This is a genomic window from Cohnella boryungensis, assembly GCF_042651945.1.
Taxonomy (GTDB): Bacteria; Bacillota; Bacilli; order Paenibacillales; family Paenibacillaceae; genus Cohnella; species Cohnella boryungensis.
This window is the reverse complement of record NZ_JBHSED010000029.1, coordinates 25,010-44,460: the sequence shown is the minus strand read 5'-3', so window position 1 is coordinate 44,460 and position 19,451 is coordinate 25,010. Positions and strand designations below refer to the sequence as shown.

Annotated in this window: 16 protein-coding genes; all 16 read left to right on the top strand. The window is 53.4% G+C overall.

Features of this window, described 5'->3' with window-relative positions; translation table 11 throughout:
* Positions 1–1,068, top strand: a 1,068-nt coding sequence (locus tag ACFO1S_RS14250; RefSeq protein ID WP_378126998.1) for a WIAG-tail domain, incomplete at its 5' end; no start/stop codon positions are given.
* A 267-nt stretch (positions 1,069–1,335) separates the two neighbouring features.
* Positions 1,336–2,100 (top strand): glycosyltransferase family 2 protein, encoded by a 765-nt coding sequence (locus tag ACFO1S_RS14245; protein ID WP_204604791.1) that lies wholly within the window; start codon positions 1,336–1,338, stop codon positions 2,098–2,100.
* Positions 2,097–3,209, top strand: a complete 1,113-nt coding sequence (locus ACFO1S_RS14240) for a hypothetical protein (RefSeq protein ID WP_204604790.1) — start codon at positions 2,097–2,099, stop codon at positions 3,207–3,209. Before ACFO1S_RS14245 ends, ACFO1S_RS14240 begins: the two co-directional genes overlap by 4 nt.
* Positions 3,206–3,943, top strand: a complete 738-nt coding sequence (locus ACFO1S_RS14235) for a glycosyltransferase family 2 protein (protein WP_204604789.1) — start codon at positions 3,206–3,208, stop codon at positions 3,941–3,943. Before ACFO1S_RS14240 ends, ACFO1S_RS14235 begins: the two co-directional genes overlap by 4 nt.
* 39 nt (positions 3,944–3,982) lie before the next feature.
* A complete protein-coding gene (locus tag ACFO1S_RS14230; protein ID WP_204604788.1) occupies positions 3,983–4,708 on the top strand; it encodes a sugar phosphate nucleotidyltransferase in 726 nt (241 codons plus the stop codon).
* Complete coding sequence (locus ACFO1S_RS14225) at positions 4,705–5,808, top strand: GT-D fold domain-containing protein (protein WP_204604787.1); 1,104 nt, start codon at positions 4,705–4,707, stop codon at positions 5,806–5,808. The genes ACFO1S_RS14230 and ACFO1S_RS14225 overlap by 4 nt, the downstream gene beginning before the upstream one ends.
* A gap of 15 nt (positions 5,809–5,823) precedes the next feature.
* Positions 5,824–7,218: a glycosyltransferase family 2 protein gene (locus ACFO1S_RS14220; protein ID WP_204604786.1), complete on the top strand. Its 1,395-nt coding sequence runs from the start codon at positions 5,824–5,826 to the stop codon at positions 7,216–7,218.
* A gap of 257 nt (positions 7,219–7,475) precedes the next feature.
* Positions 7,476–7,766, top strand: a complete 291-nt coding sequence (locus ACFO1S_RS14215) for a nucleoside-diphosphate sugar epimerase (protein WP_204604785.1) — start codon at positions 7,476–7,478, stop codon at positions 7,764–7,766.
* A 30-nt stretch (positions 7,767–7,796) separates the two neighbouring features.
* Complete coding sequence (locus ACFO1S_RS14210; RefSeq protein WP_204604784.1) at positions 7,797–8,129, top strand: alpha-helical endospore appendage domain-containing protein; 333 nt, start codon at positions 7,797–7,799, stop codon at positions 8,127–8,129.
* On the top strand, positions 8,126–8,404 hold the full coding sequence (locus tag ACFO1S_RS14205) for a hypothetical protein (protein WP_204604783.1): 279 nt from the start codon (positions 8,126–8,128) through the stop codon (positions 8,402–8,404). The genes ACFO1S_RS14210 and ACFO1S_RS14205 overlap by 4 nt, the downstream gene beginning before the upstream one ends.
* Before the next feature lie 15 nt (positions 8,405–8,419).
* The gene (locus tag ACFO1S_RS14200) at positions 8,420–8,716 is read left to right on the top strand and encodes a hypothetical protein (protein ID WP_204604782.1); all 297 of its coding nucleotides are present in this window, start codon (positions 8,420–8,422) and stop codon (positions 8,714–8,716) included.
* A gap of 214 nt (positions 8,717–8,930) precedes the next feature.
* On the top strand, positions 8,931–9,671 hold the full coding sequence (locus ACFO1S_RS14195) for an S-layer homology domain-containing protein (protein WP_204604781.1): 741 nt from the start codon (positions 8,931–8,933) through the stop codon (positions 9,669–9,671).
* Complete coding sequence (locus ACFO1S_RS14190) at positions 9,668–10,594, top strand: copper amine oxidase N-terminal domain-containing protein (RefSeq protein WP_204604780.1); 927 nt, start codon at positions 9,668–9,670, stop codon at positions 10,592–10,594. The genes ACFO1S_RS14195 and ACFO1S_RS14190 overlap by 4 nt, the downstream gene beginning before the upstream one ends.
* Positions 10,595–11,401: 807 nt before the next feature.
* Positions 11,402–16,975 (top strand): hypothetical protein, encoded by a 5,574-nt coding sequence (locus ACFO1S_RS14185; RefSeq protein ID WP_378126996.1) that lies wholly within the window; start codon positions 11,402–11,404, stop codon positions 16,973–16,975.
* Between the two features lie 188 nt (positions 16,976–17,163).
* Entirely contained in the window at positions 17,164–18,264 is a 1,101-nt protein-coding gene (locus ACFO1S_RS14180; RefSeq protein WP_204604828.1) for a CgeB family protein, read from the top strand.
* 42 nt (positions 18,265–18,306) lie between these two features.
* The gene (locus ACFO1S_RS14175) at positions 18,307–19,431 is read left to right on the top strand and encodes a CgeB family protein (protein WP_204604778.1); all 1,125 of its coding nucleotides are present in this window, start codon (positions 18,307–18,309) and stop codon (positions 19,429–19,431) included.
* Positions 19,432–19,451 lie beyond the last annotated feature (20 nt).

The window sequence follows — 19,451 nt, the reverse complement described above, 5'->3', positions numbered from 1 at the left end:
AGCGTAACGAGCGAGCATCTGGCAGATAGCAGCGTGAGCGGAGCGAAGCTGGAAGCAGGGAGCGTGACGAGCGAGCATCTGGCAGATAGCAGCGTGAGCGGAGCGAAGCTGGAAGCAGGGAGCGTAACGAGCGCGCATCTGGCGGACGGTAGCGTAAGCGGAGCGAAGCTGGAAGCGGGAAGCGTGACGAGCGCGCATCTGGCGGACGGCAGCGTAAGTGGAGCGAAGCTGGAAGCCAGTAGTGTGACGAGCGAGCATCTGGCGGACGGCAGCGTAAGCGGAGCGAAGCTGGAAACGGGAAGCGTGACGAGCGCGCATCTGGCGGACGGCAGCGTAAGTGGAGCGAAGCTGGAGGCGGGGAGCGTAACGAGCGCGCATCTGGCAGATAGCAGCGTGAGCGGAGCGAAGCTGGAAGCAGGGAGCGTGACGAGCGAGCATCTGGCAAATAGCAGCGTGAGCGGAGCGAAGCTGGAAGCAGGGAGCGTGACGAGCGAGCATCTGGCGGACGGCAGCGTGAGCGGAGCGAAGCTGGAAGCAGGGAGCGTAGTAGGCCAGCATCTGGCGGACGGTAGCGTAAGCGGAGCGAAGCTGGAAGCAGGGAGCGTAGTAGGCGCGCATCTGGCGAACGGCAGCGTAAGTGGAGCGAAGCTGGAAGCCAGTAGTGTGACGAGCGAGCATCTGGCGGACGACAGTATTAGCGGAGCGAAGCTGGAATTGGACAGCGTAACGAATGAGCATCTCCGAGACGGCAGCGTGTGCGAGGCTAAGCTATCTTTTCACCCCGTTACGGCCCAAATTTCGGGAGTGGGCTTGCTATTCGGCAGCCAGTCTTACGCGTTCCAGGGAGGGATGGAGTCTATGCGGCTTACCATCGCCTTCGCTTCCTCGTTTGCGGACGCTTCCTACACGCTGGTCGCCATGTCGGATCACCCGTCCTGCAGTTGCATTCTGAGCGCCAAACGTCCGAACGAAGCCGAGCTTATCGTTTTCCGCACCCGGCTGGGTCCCGAACCGAAAGGCTCCATTCAATGGATTGCGCTGGGCCGCCCGGCGGCAGTCGAAGGTTAACGGAATAGATTGCTTAACGTAAGCTCCGGGTTGACTGCCCGGGGCTTGCAGGCGTTAAGTCGGCTCTGTCGACAGATTGACAGTACATATGCCGTTACGCAGGGACACGTCACACATACAATATGTGGTATACCGTTGCCCGAGTCTGGGGGGGTGAATGGAATAGCGACTAACACGCGAAGGCGCCGTTCTCGCGTCCCAAAGCCGAAGCCGTCGATCAAAGGACGAAGGGCGTCTGCCAGAAACCGCCTTTCCGTCGTAGAGAGAATGCAGCCCTCCGAATCCTTATCGGAACCTTGGCGCGCACCTCGGGTTTCCGTCATCGTGCCCGTCATGAACGAACGTCGGACGTTAAGGAAAGTGATCCACGAAGCGTTTCGCGTGCATCCGCATACCGAAGTCATCGTCGTCTTGAACGGCTCGACCGACGGCTCCCTTGAGATCGCAAGAAGAAGCGGGGCGAAGCTGCTGGTCTACGATCGTCCGCTGGGTCATGACGTGGGAAGGTCGATCGGGGCCAGGGAAGCGATGGGCGACATTCTCCTTTTTATCGATGCGGATATGGTTATTCCAGCGGGACGCCTTAAGCCATTCGTAAATGCAGTAGCCAAAGGCACCGATGTGGCGCTTAACGATTATTCCGGTCCAGTCGACAAGCCGATCGTCCATGGGGTGGTGTTAGCCAAGCATGCGTTAAACACGCTTATGGGCCGCCCTGATCTTGCGGGCGCATCGATGACGGCCGTTCCCCACGCGATTAGCCGAAAAGCGCTGACCGCTATCGGCAGCTCGGCCCTGTCCGTTCCTCCGCTTGCTCATGCGATGGCTGTCCACAAGGGATTTAACGTCGAACGTACAACTGCAGTTAACGTTGGAAAGCTTAATCCGATGCGTCTGAAGCGGGAGCGTACCCACTCGTTGGAGCCGCTGATTGTAGGGGATCATCTGGAAGCGATTCAGTGGTGGTTAAGAAATACCGACAGTCGAGGCGGTTATGTCGATGGAGACCGCCAGAGATGGATGGTGAGATGAAGACAATGAAACGGAAGCATCTATCGACGAAACGGGCGGTCCGTTCTTCAGGCAGCTCCACTCGTTCCGCCTCGACCAGGCTTAATCGGCCCAGAGTCAGAGCTGCTGCCGTCGGGAAGAAGAGAATGGTTTCCACTATTGCGCAGGGTCCCGATTACTTGGCCGGCGCGGCGGACGGGAAAGCTTGGCGAAGCGATCCCGCCTTCCAGCCCGGCCCGGAAGCGGTCAGGATAGCGATTCGAGAGCGATGGAGCCTGAGATTTCGCGAGACAAAAAGGAACAACGAAACGAATTGGGCGCTTGTCCGCCGCCGAGGTCTAAATTACGCAGCCGGTTTTATGCAAGGCTCGGGAGCGAGGGCAGCGGTTACCCCGGTTCCGCTAAACGGTAAGGCGGCAGCCATCGTATTCGCGGGAATGAAGGAGGAGCCGTTGCGTCAGGTGCTGGATCAATTGCAAGCCTTGCCCCTGGATGATGTGGTTATCGTGGCAAGCAACCCCGCGGAACGATTATTCGCGCTGGCGAGAGGCTTCGGCAACGTAACTCTCGTCAGCGTGCCTGAGCCGTTGGATGCCGATGTCGGACGGGCTCTGGGCGCGAAACTAACCGGAGCCGATACAATCCTGTTCCTGGACGGGGAGCAGGCAGTCTCAGCGGATCAATTGGCGGGCTTTATATGGGCATGCCAGTGGGAAATGGATATTGCGCTTAATGATATCTCCGCGCAAATGGGCTTGTTCCGCAAGAGAGGGGGGAACGAGAGGCTGTTCGAGTTTCTGAACGTCAGCCTGCAGCGCGGAGATTTGAAAATCAATACGTTATCAGCACTGCCGTACGCAGTTTCGCGTCGCGCCATTGAGTCTCTGGGGATCGGCGCATTGGCCGTTCCGATCAAGGCCCATGCGCAAGCGATTCTTAACGGCCTTCGAATCGGAATCGGGGGGGCGGTAGGCGGACACAGGCAACGCAGAGGCACCCGCTCGGATTGGAGAAGGGCGGCAGGCGATCATGCGGAGGCTTGGCGAGAAGCGTTCGATGTCCGGGGCAATCGGCTGGACTTTGCGGACTGGACGCGCAATCGAAGTCTACTGGGGGATTGGGAGCCATGAGCAGGGCGTCAATCATTATTCCGACATATAATGCGCTGGATCTGCTGCAAAGATGCGTTTCCTCCATTCGCCGCCATACCGAGCCCCCCTACGAGATTATCGTGGCGGACAACGGATCGACGGACGGGACTGCGTCATGGTGCTTGAAGGAAAAGCTGATGCTGATCTCGCTCCCTCGCAACGAGGGCTTTCCAGCCGCCTGCAACAAGGGCTTGCGCTTGTCTACGGGGGATACGCTCGTGCTGCTCAACAATGATACGGTGGTTACCCCGAACTGGTTGAGGAGCCTGTCGGCGGCGCTTCACAGCGGGACGGATGTCGGCATTGTCGGACCTGTAACGAATTACGCCAGCGGCTCGCAGCAAGTGAATTATCCGTTCGAGGATTTAGCAGAATTCGAGAGGATCGCGGCAACCGTCAACCTTCCGGATCGGGCAAAGTGGAAAAGGGTCGAAAGAATAGTAGGCTTCTGTTTCGTTTTTCGAAGAGATCTGATGGAGAAGATCGGCTTGCTGGATGAACGGTTTTCACCCGGCCATTACGAGGACGACGATTACTGCTTGCGAACAAGAATGCACGGCTATAGCTTGCTTGTCTGCCACGATGCACTGATCTATCACGAGGGAAGCGCCAGCTTCAAGAGGGAGGGCTCCCAGCAGCAGTCGCTGCTCGTTGAGCGAAATTATCGCTTGTTCGTGGATAAATGGCAGCTGGACCCGCGATCATTCGTCTAATCGGGCTGTCTACGCTTCCCATCCTGAGGAGGAATCGCTTTGAAAGCTGTCATATTGGCGGGAGGGACGGGGACGCGTCTTAAGCCGCTCACCTATTGGACGAACAAACATCTGTTGCCCGTAGGAACCTATCCCATGATCTGCTACGGGATCGCCAAGCTGAGAGAGGCTGGCATACGCGATATCGTGCTTGTTACGAGCCGTTCGGCTATGGGAGGCTTCGTGGACGTACTCGGCAGCGGCCGGGATTGGGGAGTCTCGCTTGTGTACCGCGTGCAGGAGGAAGCCGGGGGAATTGCGCAAGCGCTGGAGCTGGCGCATCCGGTTCTGTCGGGGAAGGACAAATTCGCTTTGCTGCTGGGAGATAATTTGTTTGAGGAAAGCTTGCGGCCCTATTTCGAGCAGTACGCCAAACAAACGGAAGGCGCGATGGTTCTGCTGAAGAAGGTGGATGATCCGCGTCGCTACGGGGTTCCGCAGCTTGAGGAAAAGAGCGGCCGGATTGTTCTTATCGAGGAAAAGCCCGAGCAGCCGAAGTCCGATTATTGCGTGACCGGCCTTTACTTTTACGATACGGACGTGTTCGATCGAATCAACGGCGTGAAGCCGTCCCGCAGAGGGGAGCTTGAAATTACGGACGTAAACAACGCCTATGCCCAATCCGGCCTGCTAACTTACCGGGAGCTGAAGGGCTGGTGGACCGACGCAGGCACCTTCGAGTCGTTGGAGGAAGCCGGGAGGAGATTAAAGGGGGCCATCACATGATTGCGCCAAGCCCGGGTAAAGTCGCGAAGGAAGCGAACGTTTCCGCCGCCTCCAAAGGGGTCAAGGTTCACCCGCCTGCTCGTACGGAGGCTAAACCTCTAGCTGCCAAGTCGCATTCGGGCAGAACGACGATCAAGAGGGGCGGGAAAAAGAATTCTGTCGCCAAGAGAAAGACGTTCGCGCGCAAACGGCGCGTCTATAAGAAGCGTCGGGAAGTGCCTGCCGTTCAACCGGCGATTGAAAGAGTCGGAGAAGAAGCTGTGGAGGAGAAGAGGAGCTACGAACAGGGGTACCAGGACGGCCTGAATGACTCCGGGGAACGAATATTGGCCGATCAGCTTCCCGCGGACATGATTATCCCGGATATCAGCTTGCACGAAGCGGTTGCCGCAGGGGTCGAGCTATTGAGAAAACGGGGCGTTCCTTTGCTGGACAGCAATTCGGTGTATGAGGAGCTGGAAACGGCGCTGAGAGAGAAGCGGCCGTATGCCTTTGTCCGTTTAGGAGACGGCGAGCTGCTCACCTTGGCTCAGGACAACGTGCTGACCATTCCCGAAATCAAGCGGGCGGGCCCGTTTTTACCCTATGCGGGGATCACAGTGCCGAACCTGGAGGCGCGCGACGAGCTGGCTTCTTGTCTGAAGGTAGCCACGCTGGTCGGTGTTCCGATGTCGCGCCATCCCCATTTTCAGCCGCTGCTGTTTGCCGTCCTGCGCGCCCACGGAATCGATTATCGAACGCTGCGGTACACGACTTCGACGATGAATTATTTACTGGAAGAGCAGGGCTTGCTGTTAAGGCTGCTTAGCGGGCGCAATATCGTCATCATTGGCGACGTAGCCGCTCAGCTCAAGCAGACGCTTGAAGCTAAGGGGCTGACGATTACGGGAATCGTCACGCCGGTTAACGGGTATGACGACGTGACGAGGGTTTTGTCGGAAGCCATGCAGCACGACTTTGATATCGCACTTGTAGCGGCGGGTATTGCGGCTATTCCGATTGCGGTTCATCTTGCGGGAATGAGCGGCAAAGTAACCTTCGATTTCGGACATCTGGCCGATCGGATGGCCGGATTGGCGCGGCCTGAGCGGAACGAGTAGAAGGAGGTGAACGGAATGGCAGGGATGAGGGCGAAATCGAAGCCTCCGGGCCGCAACAGCCGGATTCGCGGCGTTGCGCGGGCCAGACGAAAGACTCGCGGACATCAACAAGCTACCTGGAAAAACCAACACATTCAGATGCGGTTTCAGGAGGGGTTCGATGAAGGCTATCGCGAAGGCGTCCAAGCCGGAGCCCAGAGCTTTCCGACGTTGTTCGAGGGCACGAGCATTGTAATCCCGACCTACAATCAATTGAGTCTGGTGAAGCAATGCATCAACAGCATTATGGAGAATACGGATTTATCCTACGAGATTATTGTCGTAGACAATGCATCGACTGACGGAACCGCAGCTTACTTGCAAGAGCTGGGCGGCCAGGTTCGCTTTCGGGTGCTGCCGAACAATCGGGGGTTTGCCGGAGCGATTAACGTGGGAATGATGATGTCCAAAGGAAAAACGATTGTACTTCTGAACAATGACACGTTAGTGACGGAGAAATGGCTGGATAATATGCTGGCTTGCCTGAACAGCGACGACGGGATCGGCATGGTCGGCCCGATGACCAACTACATTAGCGGAGAACAGAAAATCGATGTGCCGTACTCCAATATCGTCGATATGCCGCAATTCGCGCGACAATTCAACCGATCCGATCCATCCCGCTGGCGCAGAACGGATCGCCTGACCGGATTTTGCCTGCTGTTCAGAAGGGAATTGTTCGAGGGAATCGGCTACTTCGACGAAGGCTTTGAAATCGGCAACTTCGAGGATGACGATTACAATATACGGGTGCGTCTGTTGGGCAAAAGTCTGGTCATGGCGCAGGATACATTTATCCACCATTTCGGGAGCGTAAGCATGAAGGCGCTTGGCGATCGCTTCCAGGAAGTGAACGATCGCAATCAGCAATATTTTATGGAGAAGTGGCGGAATCCTTACGAGTGGATTCAACAGGCCCGCGAGTGCCCGGGCTCCGTACCGGAGCTGTCGCATTCGGCTCTGTTCTTCCCCGACAGAATAGCCGTTCAGGCAATCGGGGCCCAATGCTATTGGATCGAGCATGGACGGCGCAGGCTGGTGGAGGGGCAGCTGTCTTTTCAATCCGTAAGGCTTTCACAGATCGATCTGCGAAGATGGGAGCTTGGCGAGCCAATCTCTTCGGATGAGGCGGAGAGAAAATGGCGGGGGGAAGAGGCGGAGCAGGATAGGCAGTACGGCGTTGGCATCTTGCCGGATGGCTCGTATTTGCACATGGAGGACGGCAAGGCGAGACGAATTGTTAGCGCGGCGGTTCTTCGGTCATGGCAGCTGCATCTGAAGCCGAGCAGGGCTCTTACGATCAATCAATTCGAAGCTATGGAGCCTGGGCTACCGATTATTTCTCCTCCGCTGCTCCGGCAAGCGCTTTGACGGTTTTCCAGGTGCCTGATATTGGCTGGTTGACGCTATGGACATGCGGAAGATTCAGAGCTTATTGCCTGTCTCCTGTGAAGGACGGCGATAGGCTTTTTGACGTAATGTCTTCTGTTCAAAGCTTCGACAATGTAGGCATTTGCTCCTGTGGCAAGCGCTGAAAGGCGGCATATGCTGTAGAGAGCAGGAATGAACGACGAAACGAATCGTGCCGGAGAGGCATAGCATTTGGATCAAGGGAGGATATGGCGGGCATGCAGGAATTGTTGACCGAAATCGTCGTCCATCTGTCCAAATCCCATCAGCAGATGGCCAGAATCTTGGACGCCAAAAGACATGTGGCCGTACGATCCGCCCAGCTTGTTCAAGCTTTGCCGGATGAGCATCCTCAGTTAAACGGATTAAACGGGCTGCTGGACAGTTCGTCCAATGTCACCAAGAATGTGATTTCTTATTTGAACAGCTTGGCGGATCTGCAGGAAGCCGTGGCCGACAGCATGACGCACATCGTGAAAGCGATGGGGGATTCAGCCGACGAAGAATAATCGCCGTGTCGCGAAAGGGGGGAAAGAAGGATGAACCGGGAGGAAGCGTATCATCTCACTCTCGATGCCATTGCGAAAATGCAATGGAACGTTGCCATGATCCTTGAAGCGAAAGCGACGGAAGCCGAGAAGGTACGTAATTGGCTCGTGACCCATGTTACCCACGATACGTACGAGGCCCATAATGATCAGCTGTCCACCTGTCTGCAAATAAACGAACAGAACATAGAGATCATCGATGGATTGACGAAGCTGTGCAACGGATTAAGCCGCAACATGAAAATCATAATTAACCCGGACACAGACGATGAAGGCATATCCTCGATGTTCGGGGGAATGGATACGGGAGATCGGGAGAGATGAACCGCGCGGACCGGGAATGGGAGATCAAGCTCCAGATGATGAGCGCCATCTCCAGAAGCCAGGAAGCGTTAGCGAAAATATTGGAAAACGTGGCGAATGTGACGGATAACGTGGGCGTGTCTCCGGCGACTCTGCATGAGCATGTACGTGTGCTTACCGGGATGCAGGGGGCGATATTGAAGCTGGTTACGGGAAAGAGCTGGCGGCCTCCCATGATAGGCAAACCGGCCGCGCCATGGTTATCCGCAGCCGTCAGGCATAAAGGAACCGACTGACCGGAGGTGCTCGGATTGAAGCGCAAGAAGCGTTCCGCAAGCGTCGGCAAGGGCGGAAAGAGACGGCGCGTCCATGGACGCCGCGGCCGCAAATCGCCGAGAAAGATTCAAAGGGGCAAGACTCGCAGCGGCAAGGGAAAGCTTCGCACCCGGAAATCCCAGACTCGCAGGAGCGTCAGCAGAAAGCGTGTGTCTGGAGAGGGAGCTTCATATAATGCCGGGTTTAATCAAGCATACAATGAAGGCTATAATTCCGGCTTTGCCAAGGGCTTCGAAGACGGACATCAACTGGCGTACGAGCAGCCGGTTTAAGCTTAGTCCTGCGCCGAATATCCAAAATATACGAAAAAACGACAAATATCCTGTTGACTTAACAGAATTGTTTTTTATATAATAAAATAACCAAAAACAGGATAATAAAAGCTCATTGCGCGAGGAAGCACCACGCCGACTGGGGAGAGATCCCTCTGTTTGCTGGTGCTTTTTTATCCTTATTTGAATGGAATCTGGGGAAGGGGATTGTAAGATGAAAAAAATGGGGGCCCTGTTCGTTGGGCTGGCATGTGTCGTGTGGGATAACGGAACAACGGGGGCGGCTGCCGCTGCGCCGAAATTTAAGGACGTCTCCCATCGTCATTGGGCAAGGGTGCAGATCGGACAAGCCGTGATGAAAGGTTATGTCAGCGGATTCCCGGACGGGAGCTTCGATACCAAAAAAGCCGTAACTCGTGCAGAGTTCGTGAAGATGGTCGTCGATGCTTTAAGATTGCCGCATTCCAAGGGCGGTTCGCCCTGGTACCAGGAATACGTCGCCGCCGCTTATGAGTTCGGACTGCTGAACGAGCGGGATTCCAAAGCCTTCGAGAAACCGATCAAGCGTATCGAAATGATGCGAATCCTGGCTCGGGCATTAGCTTTCGAGGAGCAGTACGAAGACTATTTCGTCGCATTCCGAGCGCTTCAGAAATCGGATTTTCCTTTCGAGGACCGCGAGACGTTCCAAAGACGGGATTTGCCAACCATTGCGCTGGCTTACGGTGCCGAGATCGTAAGCGGTTTCCCGGATGGCACGATGGGCGTCAATCGAACCGCTTCGCGCGCGGAAACGGTCGTCATGCTTGAGAGATGGCTTGAGGTCAGAAACGCCGATCCGCTTATTAAGGAAAAGCTGTCCATGCTCATGCAGAATATCTTAAAGTCTCGCCCTAACGATAGCCTGTCTTCTAACGAAATTCCGGAGGAACCCCAAGGAGATGATGCGCAATGAAGAAACGGCCGTTATTCCTGTTCATGATGCTGGCAATCGGGATTATGATGATGCCGATTGCCGTTTTTTCCGCGAATGCGGATACTGACGTGCGAATTCCGCAAATGAAATCGCAGCCGATTGAAGTATTGGTCAATGCCCGTAAGGTCAAGTTTCCCGACCAGAAGCCCAAGCTGGAGAATAACCAAGTGCTTGTTCCTCTGCGTTTTGTCTCGGACAAGCTCGGCGGCAAGCTTGATTTGAAAGGAAAAGAAATTACGATCGTCAAGGGCGATCGTACGGTTAATCTGCTGATCGGCGCTAAGACGGCTATGGCGAACGGTAAGACGATCACGCTCGGCGCAGCCGCTCAAGCCGTCAACGGACGGACGTATGTGCCGTTGCGATTTATCTCGGAGGCTCTTGGGGAGAAAGTTGAATGGGACAAAGTTACGAAGTTTGTATGGATCGGGAGTAAGGAGATTCCAGAGTTGATGGATATTTTGGAATTAAAGGATATTAAGCCTTATGAGCATTATTTTAAGGGACAAGAATTTTTGATGGATCTCTGTTATGAGGGCTGTAAGCCTGCAACAAAGGCGTACGTGGTTTCTTATGATGATTTGCCCTTTAAGGTCAGAGGAGAGGCGTATTATAGATTGGATATGGCTAATAAGGAAGGTAGGGTCTTAATTAGAGCAACCACTACGGATAAGGGTGTAATGGGCACAGGGTTTGCATTACTTAACCCAAAGTCAAAAGCAAGATATATGCCAGCTAGCAACATCGCTAAAGAAAACGATGGTGATTTCCGTTTTCACTATTATTTGGTTTCTCATCCGCTTGACGTGGAATCAAAGGATTACACAATAGACGAAGCGGACTATCTTGCGATTAGAGCTGATTACCCGGGTTACATTTTAATTAAGAATCCATTTAACTAAGGAGCGGAGAGGATGGGCAAAAGGCTTATTCAGTATTTGCTGTTGCTCTCCTTTCTTGTTACGCTTTTGCCGGTTACATCTCAATCGGCAAAAGCGGCAATTTTAGGAGGGAATAGCTGGATTCAACCCTCTGGATACCCGAAAGCAAACCCGGAGAATACAATGCGTTACGCCGTCGGATTTATGTATACAGAAATCTGGAGTAAGAATGACGGTTCATGGGATTACGAGCAAAAGGTTTATCCTCATTATTGGGGCCAGAAGAATCAGACCATGGAGCATACGTATACTTTTAATTTTCCTGGTCGAAAAGTAAAAAAAGTAGAGGTTAGAAGATTCAATAATAGTTCACTTGATATGCAGTACTTTAATAATTCTCGTCCAACTAACGAGCAAATCGGAAGCTATAGGGACTTTATTAGTAATTCAATGAGTGAACCCATAAAGTCCAACGAATCAGGCATAGGCTCAGACAAAATCAGCTTACACGTGAAAGTACAGGCTGATCTTGAATCAAACCTTCAATATATTGTAAATACTCAGGAGGACTCTCCCTATCCTAACGTACAGCTTCCCATGAAAGTCGTTCGGGTGTTTGTACCAGTCGTCTTCGAAATCGAACTAGAAGGGAAGCTCGAAGTCCATCATTTCACGACAAGCGGACAGAATATCGATGCGTTGTTTCCAGATCAATCACAAAGCATGATGGGGGGGCAATCGTATGCGATCGTTCCGGCAACCAATTCGAATTACAGCTATGTAGGATATAAGAAAAGCACTGTCGGTACACCCTCGGGAGGTTCTATCGTGGAAGCTCATCCGGAAAGATTTACATATAACGGAACATACGATACTTATCATTTGAATTTGTATTATCGGTTGGATGGCGGGGCTATTAACGTCAGGCATATGGTCAAGGCTGGCTCTTCGGGGAGTTACGTGAACAAAGGCTCAAGCCAAGTTGATGTTAAACAGCTGCCGGATTCCCAGATCGTAAAATCCGTTTCCTCCTACGGTACGATAGTTGGCAGCAATGTGAGCTATGGAGGGGATTTCTCCAACGAGATTACGGATAGCAAAACGACGCAGCTTGTGAGCTTGACGGATAAAAGGAAAACGGCGTATGTCTCTTTTTTTTACCAAAATTCGGTTAGCGGAGATTTTGAAATCCTTCCTTCACAGACAATCAAGTGGCGAGACAGCTTCTCTCTTAGGCCTAAGGACTTTGTCATTCCCTCGTCTTGCAAGTACGAATTCCATGAATACTTAATCGAGAAAGACGAGCAAAGCTGGACAAGTCCTAGAATTAAGGGACAGTTGATTGTATCTGAGTTTCCTTACTCGGCGTATCCGGGAAACGTGGGAGTGGGCACTCAATTCATTTCAATTAAAGTGACCGCGGATTGCGGAAGCTCAGGCTGGGTAAACGAGAAGCCTCTGAATATCGAAAGCCCGCAAAGCAATCGGCCGCCCGTTTTCTCTGTAGGATTTTTTAAAGAACCGAATCGTAATGGCATTCGACCCGATTATGAGGTCGTCGTGAATCGGCCTGTAAACTTGCGGATTATTAACGACAACAGCACAAATCCGCCAGAGCCCTATGATCCCGACGGAGACTCGATTTCTTACACCTTTCTCTTCGGGAGCAGCTCCAGCTCATGGGTTCGCGGTCTTCCAGGAACGTATCAGGTTCGAGACAATGACGAATCTCACTTCAATTTGAAAGCGACGGAACTAGGCACCCATAGCATAACGGTCATTGCTCGGGATTCGTTCGGCGCGGAGTCGAGGAGGACGGCAACAATCAGCGTCATTCCGGAGAATCCGATTCCCGTCATTACCGGACCGACGAAGGTTAAAGAGAACCGTCCGCTGCCGACACCGTTCAGCGGAGAGAAGAGCTACAGCCCGATCGGGCGGCAGATCGTGGAATACATTTGGCAAAACAAGAAGGACGTGTACACCCAAGCAGGCACAGAGACGATTCGGCTTGATGTCGTAGATAGCGGGGGCATGAAGTCGCTATACTCCGCTTCGCACCAGCTCATCGTCCTTCCGGACGATCCTCCGATTGGCGTACTGGAGGTACCGCCGCTCGGCATTCGTCCCAGCGACTTCAATATCTATAACAAATCGTACAGCCCGGACGGAGATAAGATCGTCAGCATCCAATATCGTTACAAATACGATGCCAACAACGACGGCGTATTCGATGAGCCGTGGATGACTATGCTCGGCGGGGATCTAACGAAGGTCGTTCTGCGGCCGCAAAAAGTCGGGAAATTTCTTTTGGATGCGCGGGTATGCGAGGACTACGGAAAATGCGCCTGGGCATCCGATACGCAGCCTGAAAGCTCGCGAATAATTGATGTAGTTAACCTTGCGCCCAGCGTGTCGTTTCTGGTTGAGGGCGAGAACGAAATTCCGAAGCCGCCGACAGACGATGCCATCCCGGTAACGGATATTTTGCGGAGCTGGAAGCTGTATGAGGTTAACACGACGAGCCTGTTGGATAATAAGCCTTACATGTGGTCGAAGGAAGGCAAGAGTCTGCTGGCAGGACTGGGCAAGGGAATGGAAAAGCAGTATGCCTATCCGAACTACTACTCTTTCCAAGCGGGAGCGAACGTCGCTCAGCTGGCTATGCCTCCGATTCAGGACAACGGCTTCGGGGTCAACGGCAAAACGGCCTACAAAGGAATCGTTGCCCGGGATGCTGCGAAATCACAGCCGATTTTGATTCCTTACAAAAACGGCAAAGTGCAAACTTCGCCGAACAGCGATGATTACGATTATCTGGAGCCGACCACCGATTCGAATATTATGGTGCGCTCCAACAAGACTTACATTTTATTCAAGCAGGGCGATTACGTATTTGCTTACAACAAAAATAAAATTCCAAGGGTATCTGCCCAGGATGTTACAACGGTGGATAGCAGCAGCGGATCATATCCGAGAATCGAGACGTACAAGCGGTATTTTTGGCAGGATGGAAATCCCTACGACTACATTATTAATCTTAATAAGCCTGGCGGACCGAAGCGGATGATTCCGTATATCAACTATGACGACGTGTATCGAGATGCTAACGCAGTATCTAAAGCCCATAACGGGAACTATTCAAGCGCGACCACAACAATCGAAGCTGTTGACAAACTGATTAACTACGAAGTTACCGGAAGCCGAATCTACTTAGTCTATCAAAGAAATACGTTTGCCTATTACTACAATCCGGATGACGCTCCGAGCGAAATCAGGTATTCCTATGCCATAAACGATAGGTTCCTAGATGTTCGTGTATACGATGCCTATACGGGACAGTATTTGGGCAGCTCTTACGACAAGGGGGATCGCATTACGCCTCCTTCAAATGCGACGACGATGACGAAAGGCGACAACATGGTTCTGCTGCCTTTTGGGTCTTCTTCTGGAAGCACGGAGGCCTATGAATTTGACCGAAACGGCAAGCTTGTTACGAAGAAGTCATTGGCGCTGCCTGCGACAACGGAAATCATTGCTCGGAACATTCGGAACTTCTATGGTCAGGTCGTGACGGAGGCCCCGGTCCCTTACACCTGTACCTGGAGCTATGGCGCGACTTACTGGAAGGATGATTCGGGCAATCTGTACACCTACGGCTGGAATACGTGTACCGCGGCATCCGGCGCGAAGATCGATGCCAATATATCAGACATTAATCCGCTTACGCCGGCGGGCCTGCGACTGGTGAAATGGGATGCGAATTATCAATTCGCTGGCTCCTATTTGCTTAGCGGAACGGGGACCGGCTCTTATGCTGCCGGTATGTACGATCCGAACGTCGAGCAATATCCGGTACTGGTCCTTAACTCCGAGCAGAATGTCGCGATTACGAAAACAGCTTCATCCCTGAGCCTATTTGCGAACACGTTCTATTCCAATCGGATCGATCTGACGACGGGAGAGGTTACAGCTTGGCCCCTGACGCACCCGAAGGCTTCGATCGACACGTTTAATCCGGGCTTCTACGTCGCCCAGGACGGCAGCTACGGAACAGGATGGCGAACCCATACGGCGAGCGGCAGCGTAGAGAAGCTGAACCTTCATGCCGATCAAATGATGCGCCAATACCGCTGGAGCAATTTTTATGGCGGGGGATACGACAACAAGACTCAGACGATGCGCTTTGGGGAATACATGGGCGATGGCATCTACTTATCTATCTACGACGGCCATCATTATGATTTTGTCTCTGGACAATTCTCTCAGGCTTCGGAGACAACGCAAGGCTTTATGTTTCTGGATACAGGGTCAACGAGTGCGACGGCGGCGCATAAAGGCTTTAAGCTCGGCCAGTTCGTCTCGCCGGAGGCGTATGAGAACGCAGAGTACACTTTCACCTTAAAGATGGACGTGCCAAGAGAGGATAATTCACTCGCAGGGCTGTCATTCCGCATGACCAATCCGAAGTACCGTTACGCAGTGGAAACAAACGGAACCAAGCTTTTTCTGTCCAAATACGTGAACGGGACTCGCACAGTGCTCGACAGCATTGACGTTCCGTTCCAGCCGCATACCGATTACAGCTTTAAGATCATGACGCAGAAGAAAAAAATCGAAGTATTTATGGACGGCGTGCCGTACTTCGAAGTAACGGATGATACGTATCAATCCGGAAAGTTCGGGCCTTTCTCAGACAAGTCTTATGTCGCTTTCTCTGAAATCAGTCAAAGGGAGCTCGGCAGCCCGGATGTGGAATGGCTGGCCAGCTATGCCATATGGGATGAGGGAAAAGCAACTGCAAATGTACGCTATAGCAACATTACCTACACCGATCCAGAGAACGACCCGGCTGCGCAAAATAACATATGGACGATCTCGCATACGCCGAAGTTCTTAAATCACCAGGGACTCTCTGCTTTGGACGGACAGACGCTGACGAGCCCGGCGCTGGAGTTTGATAAGGTCGGCAATTATCGCGTTACATTGAAGGCGGAGGATGATCCTCATCCGGAATACCTATTTCCAGCGCTGGAGTTTGGCGAGTATCGGAAATGGTCGAATGCGTTCTGGCAGATTATAACGGTTCATCGCCGACCAGTGGCGAAGTTTGCGCTATCGGTGAGCTCGACGGATCACAAGGTCGTCTGGAACGATCAAAGCTACGATCCCGATCGCTGGCTCAGTCCTGACAATTACAGCACGGATGAGACTGGAATCGATTATAGGACGACGCGCGGCGTTCTGGAATGGCGATATTATTATGTCACCCCCGGCGGAACGATGGTTCATCAGAAGCTTGTGACGCCGCAGGAGGCTGGAAAGTATCGCGTAGGGATGCAGGTAAAGGACGAATACAGCGCCTGGAGCTATTGGACGGAGCAGACAATTGACATCGATACGCCTGTTCTGCCTGATGACCCGCCGATTCCGGGCTTTACGGTGACCCCGTCCACGAATTACGCTAACGAGCCTTTCACGGTCACTTCGACGGCCTGGGACAAAGAGGACGGGCCGGCCGCCAATCTCAAGCATGCCTACTATGTGCGGAACATTACGGAGAACAGCGCGGAAACGCTGCGATCTGCCGATCGAGGGACTTGGAGCACGTCATTTAATTCGCTTGGCGTCATTGAAATTCGTCAGGTGGTAACGGATTCGATGGGGCAAGCCGCTCAAGCGATCCAGCGGGTGACTGTCGTTAATCGCAAACCGATCGCGAATTTCGACTGGGAGCCGAAACCCGCCTACGAAGGAGATCGGATCGAACTGATCGACTTGTCCAGAGATCCGGACGGAGATCCGCTTGCGTACGTCTGGACGATTGTCGGGCCGAACGGAGACCGTCTTACCGGCTTGACCAAACAAATGGCCATCCCCGGAGCATGGACAGAGAACAACCGGGGAGCGATAACGGCGACCTTGCGCGTTACAGACACCCACGGGGCCAGCGATACGGTTACGAAGCTTATTCCCGTACTGGAGCTGACGATTGCCGGTCAGGTCGCCCATACGCCCGATTGGGAGAAAAACAGACTGACCTGGAATGCCAAATATCCAGGCAAGCTTCGGGCGGAGAATGTGTTCTGGGCGGGAGAAGCGTTCCTGCTGTCAGCAACGGTGACGGATACGGGGACCTCAGCGACCAAGGCGGTATCGGTAAGCGCCGAGGCGACTCCGGCATTGAAGAAAATGTTGAAGCCGACGGAACCATCCTCCATTTTATGGAAGGAGCTGCTGCGCGAAGCGGACACCGACGTGAAGTTTACCGACATTCCCGACGGCCCCTATGCATTTGTCTTTACGGTGCAGTACAGCAACGGAATCCAGAAAACAGATGTCGTTCCAATAGAAGTACGCGGAATCGTAGATCAATACGTGAAGGTTCACCGCGTTCAATGAATCCGGCGCGAGCCAGCAAATGAAGGGCGGTTCAGGAATTTTCCTGACCGCCTCTTTTTTGTCTGTTCGTCATGCGCGAATGCGGCAATTGGCGGGAGGGGATTTACCCGCCTAAATTCTGGCTGGGGGCGGGTAAGTATCCAAGATCAACCCAACCGGGGCGCATATATTGATTGCGGGTGATGAGGATGCGGAGTGCTGCAAGCAGAAAAAACCACCTTCGCGGCCGCGAGGACGGCTATGCGAAAGGGTGGCTGGACGGTTGGAGATTAGGAATCTGCGGCGGCATTGACGCAACGGTTCGTCAGGAGACATTCCCACCAAGCCGCGCGCGGATTCTATATGTGCCGCAAGGCTTCGAGGCGATTGATCAAGGCGTGATCGCAGCCTTGCGGAGCGAAACGTCAGAGGTGAGAGTCTCGCCTGCGACAGAGATGCGTCTGCAGGCCGAACAATTCCGGCCGGACGCGGTGCTGGTCATGAATGGACTGCATGTTTTTCCGCCGGATCATCTGGAGCAGATCGACGCGATTCGCGCGATGGGCATTCCGGCCATGATCTGGTTTGTGGACGATCCGTATGTGACCGATCTGACGGTGAAGATCGCTCCTCACTACGATTATGTGTTTACCCACGAGCGCTCCTGCCTGCCCCTGTACCGTTCCTGCGGATGTATGCAGGTGCACCATCTTCCATTGGCTTCCCATCCCGATTATTTCAAGCCAATGGCAGTCCCTCCGGAGTATCGGACGGACATTTGCTTTATCGGCATGGCGTTCTGGAATCGCGTCGAGCTCTTTGACGCGATTGCGCCCTTTTTGCAGGGGAAGAAGGTGCTTATCGGCGGCAAGCTTTGGGAACGGATGACGAATTATTCGCTTGTGTCCCATTTCGTCAATGACGGATGGATCGAGGTGCCGGAGACGGCCAAATATTACAACGGAGCGAAGATCGTCATTAATCTGCACCGCACGACGGAAGCGGGAAAGGACAATCTGAACGGGATCAACTGGCAGGCCGAGTCGATTAATCCGCGGACCTTCGAGATGGCGGCGTGCGCCTCCCTTCAGTTGACCGATGTTCGCCAGGAATTGCCGGAGTATTACGCCATAGGCTCGGAAATTGCCGTCTTCAGAGACGCGAATGATCTGGTTAAGCAATTGGAGCACTACTTGTCACGGGATGAGGAGCGTCAATGGGTGGCGGCAAGAGGATATCGAAGGACTAGGCGGGATCATACGTTCAATAACCGGATTCGCAGGTTGCTGCAATCAGCCGGTCTTGTGTAGTCTCAGCCCACGGGGCCATTCAACAAGAGGGAGGGATGAGGCTTGGCAAAGGCGAAGCGTCCGGGTACGAGACGGCTGGACAACGCGGCTTATCGCAGGGGGAGAGAGGACGGATACGCACTAGGCCGATCCGACGGACACTGGCAAGGTGTGTGTGAGTCTGTCGTACGCCGGGCAACGCCAGTTCCGGTGAAGCGCCCGGTGCATGTATTATACGTAACCTCGGGCAAAGGCTTCCCATACTCTCCGTTGGATGACGGAATTATCGCCACATTAAGAGTTATCGCGGAGAGAGTAACGATCGCCGTGCCGACGGATGATATTGCTGCGATTGCCGCAAAGGAAAGACCCCATTTCCTATTGGCGCTGGACGGTATGCATTTGCCCCTCGATAAGATTCATGCGGTAAACGGCCTCGGAGTTCGCACGGCAATTTGGTTCACGGATGATCCTTATTATTCGGATGTCACGGCGGATATCGCCATTCATTATTCGCATGTTTTTACGCTGGAGCGCAATTGCGTACCGCTGTACTTGCAGAGAGGCTGCGCCAACGTCTATTACTTGCCCCTTGGGGTGTTCCCCGGGGCTTATCGCCCCCGCAACACAGATCTCGCGATGAGGGGAGAGATTTGTTTTATCGGCAGCGCCTACTGGAATCGCGTCAATCTATTTAATCAGCTTATGCCGCTTATCTCGCATAGGCGCCTGTACATTTCGGGATTCTGGTGGGACCGTCTGACGGAATATGAGCGCTGGAAAGGCGTTATCGAGCTGGGGAACTGGATGGAGCCGGAGGAAACGACGGAAAGGTACAACGCCCACAAAATCGTCATTAATTCGCACAGAGCTCACGATGACGGCACCTTTAACCAGAACAGCGCGCAGATAACGGCATTGTCGCCGAATCCGCGAACGTTCGAAATATCCGCATCCGCGACGCTTCAATTGACCGATTGGCGCGAGGATCTTGCCCAATATTACATTCCCGGACATGAAATCGTAACCTACGATTCGCCGGAGGATCTGGCCGCCAAAGCCGAGTATTATCTGGAGCACGAGGAAGAGCGCAAAATGATCGCCCTAAGGGGGCTCTACCGAACGCTAAAGGATCATACGTACGTATCCAGGCTGAACCAGTTAATAGATTTGATGAAAAATGGTTAATCGCCGCGCCGTGATTGCTG

Coding starts and splice junctions, on each gene's coding strand:
- ACFO1S_RS14235 (WP_204604789.1), top strand. CDS start 3,206: ATGAGCAGGGCGTCAATCATTATTCCGACATATAATGCGCTGGATCTG.
- ACFO1S_RS14220 (WP_204604786.1), top strand. CDS start 5,824: ATGGCAGGGATGAGGGCGAAATCGAAGCCTCCGGGCCGCAACAGCCGG.
- ACFO1S_RS14210 (WP_204604784.1), top strand. CDS start 7,797: ATGAACCGGGAGGAAGCGTATCATCTCACTCTCGATGCCATTGCGAAA.
- ACFO1S_RS14195 (WP_204604781.1), top strand. CDS start 8,931: ATGAAAAAAATGGGGGCCCTGTTCGTTGGGCTGGCATGTGTCGTGTGG.
- ACFO1S_RS14180 (WP_204604828.1), top strand. CDS start 17,164: ATGCGGAGTGCTGCAAGCAGAAAAAACCACCTTCGCGGCCGCGAGGAC.
- ACFO1S_RS14240 (WP_204604790.1), top strand. CDS start 2,097: ATGAAGACAATGAAACGGAAGCATCTATCGACGAAACGGGCGGTCCGT.
- ACFO1S_RS14245 (WP_204604791.1), top strand. CDS start 1,336: ATGCAGCCCTCCGAATCCTTATCGGAACCTTGGCGCGCACCTCGGGTT.
- ACFO1S_RS14205 (WP_204604783.1), top strand. CDS start 8,126: ATGAACCGCGCGGACCGGGAATGGGAGATCAAGCTCCAGATGATGAGC.
- ACFO1S_RS14215 (WP_204604785.1), top strand. CDS start 7,476: ATGCAGGAATTGTTGACCGAAATCGTCGTCCATCTGTCCAAATCCCAT.
- ACFO1S_RS14225 (WP_204604787.1), top strand. CDS start 4,705: ATGATTGCGCCAAGCCCGGGTAAAGTCGCGAAGGAAGCGAACGTTTCC.
- ACFO1S_RS14190 (WP_204604780.1), top strand. CDS start 9,668: ATGAAGAAACGGCCGTTATTCCTGTTCATGATGCTGGCAATCGGGATT.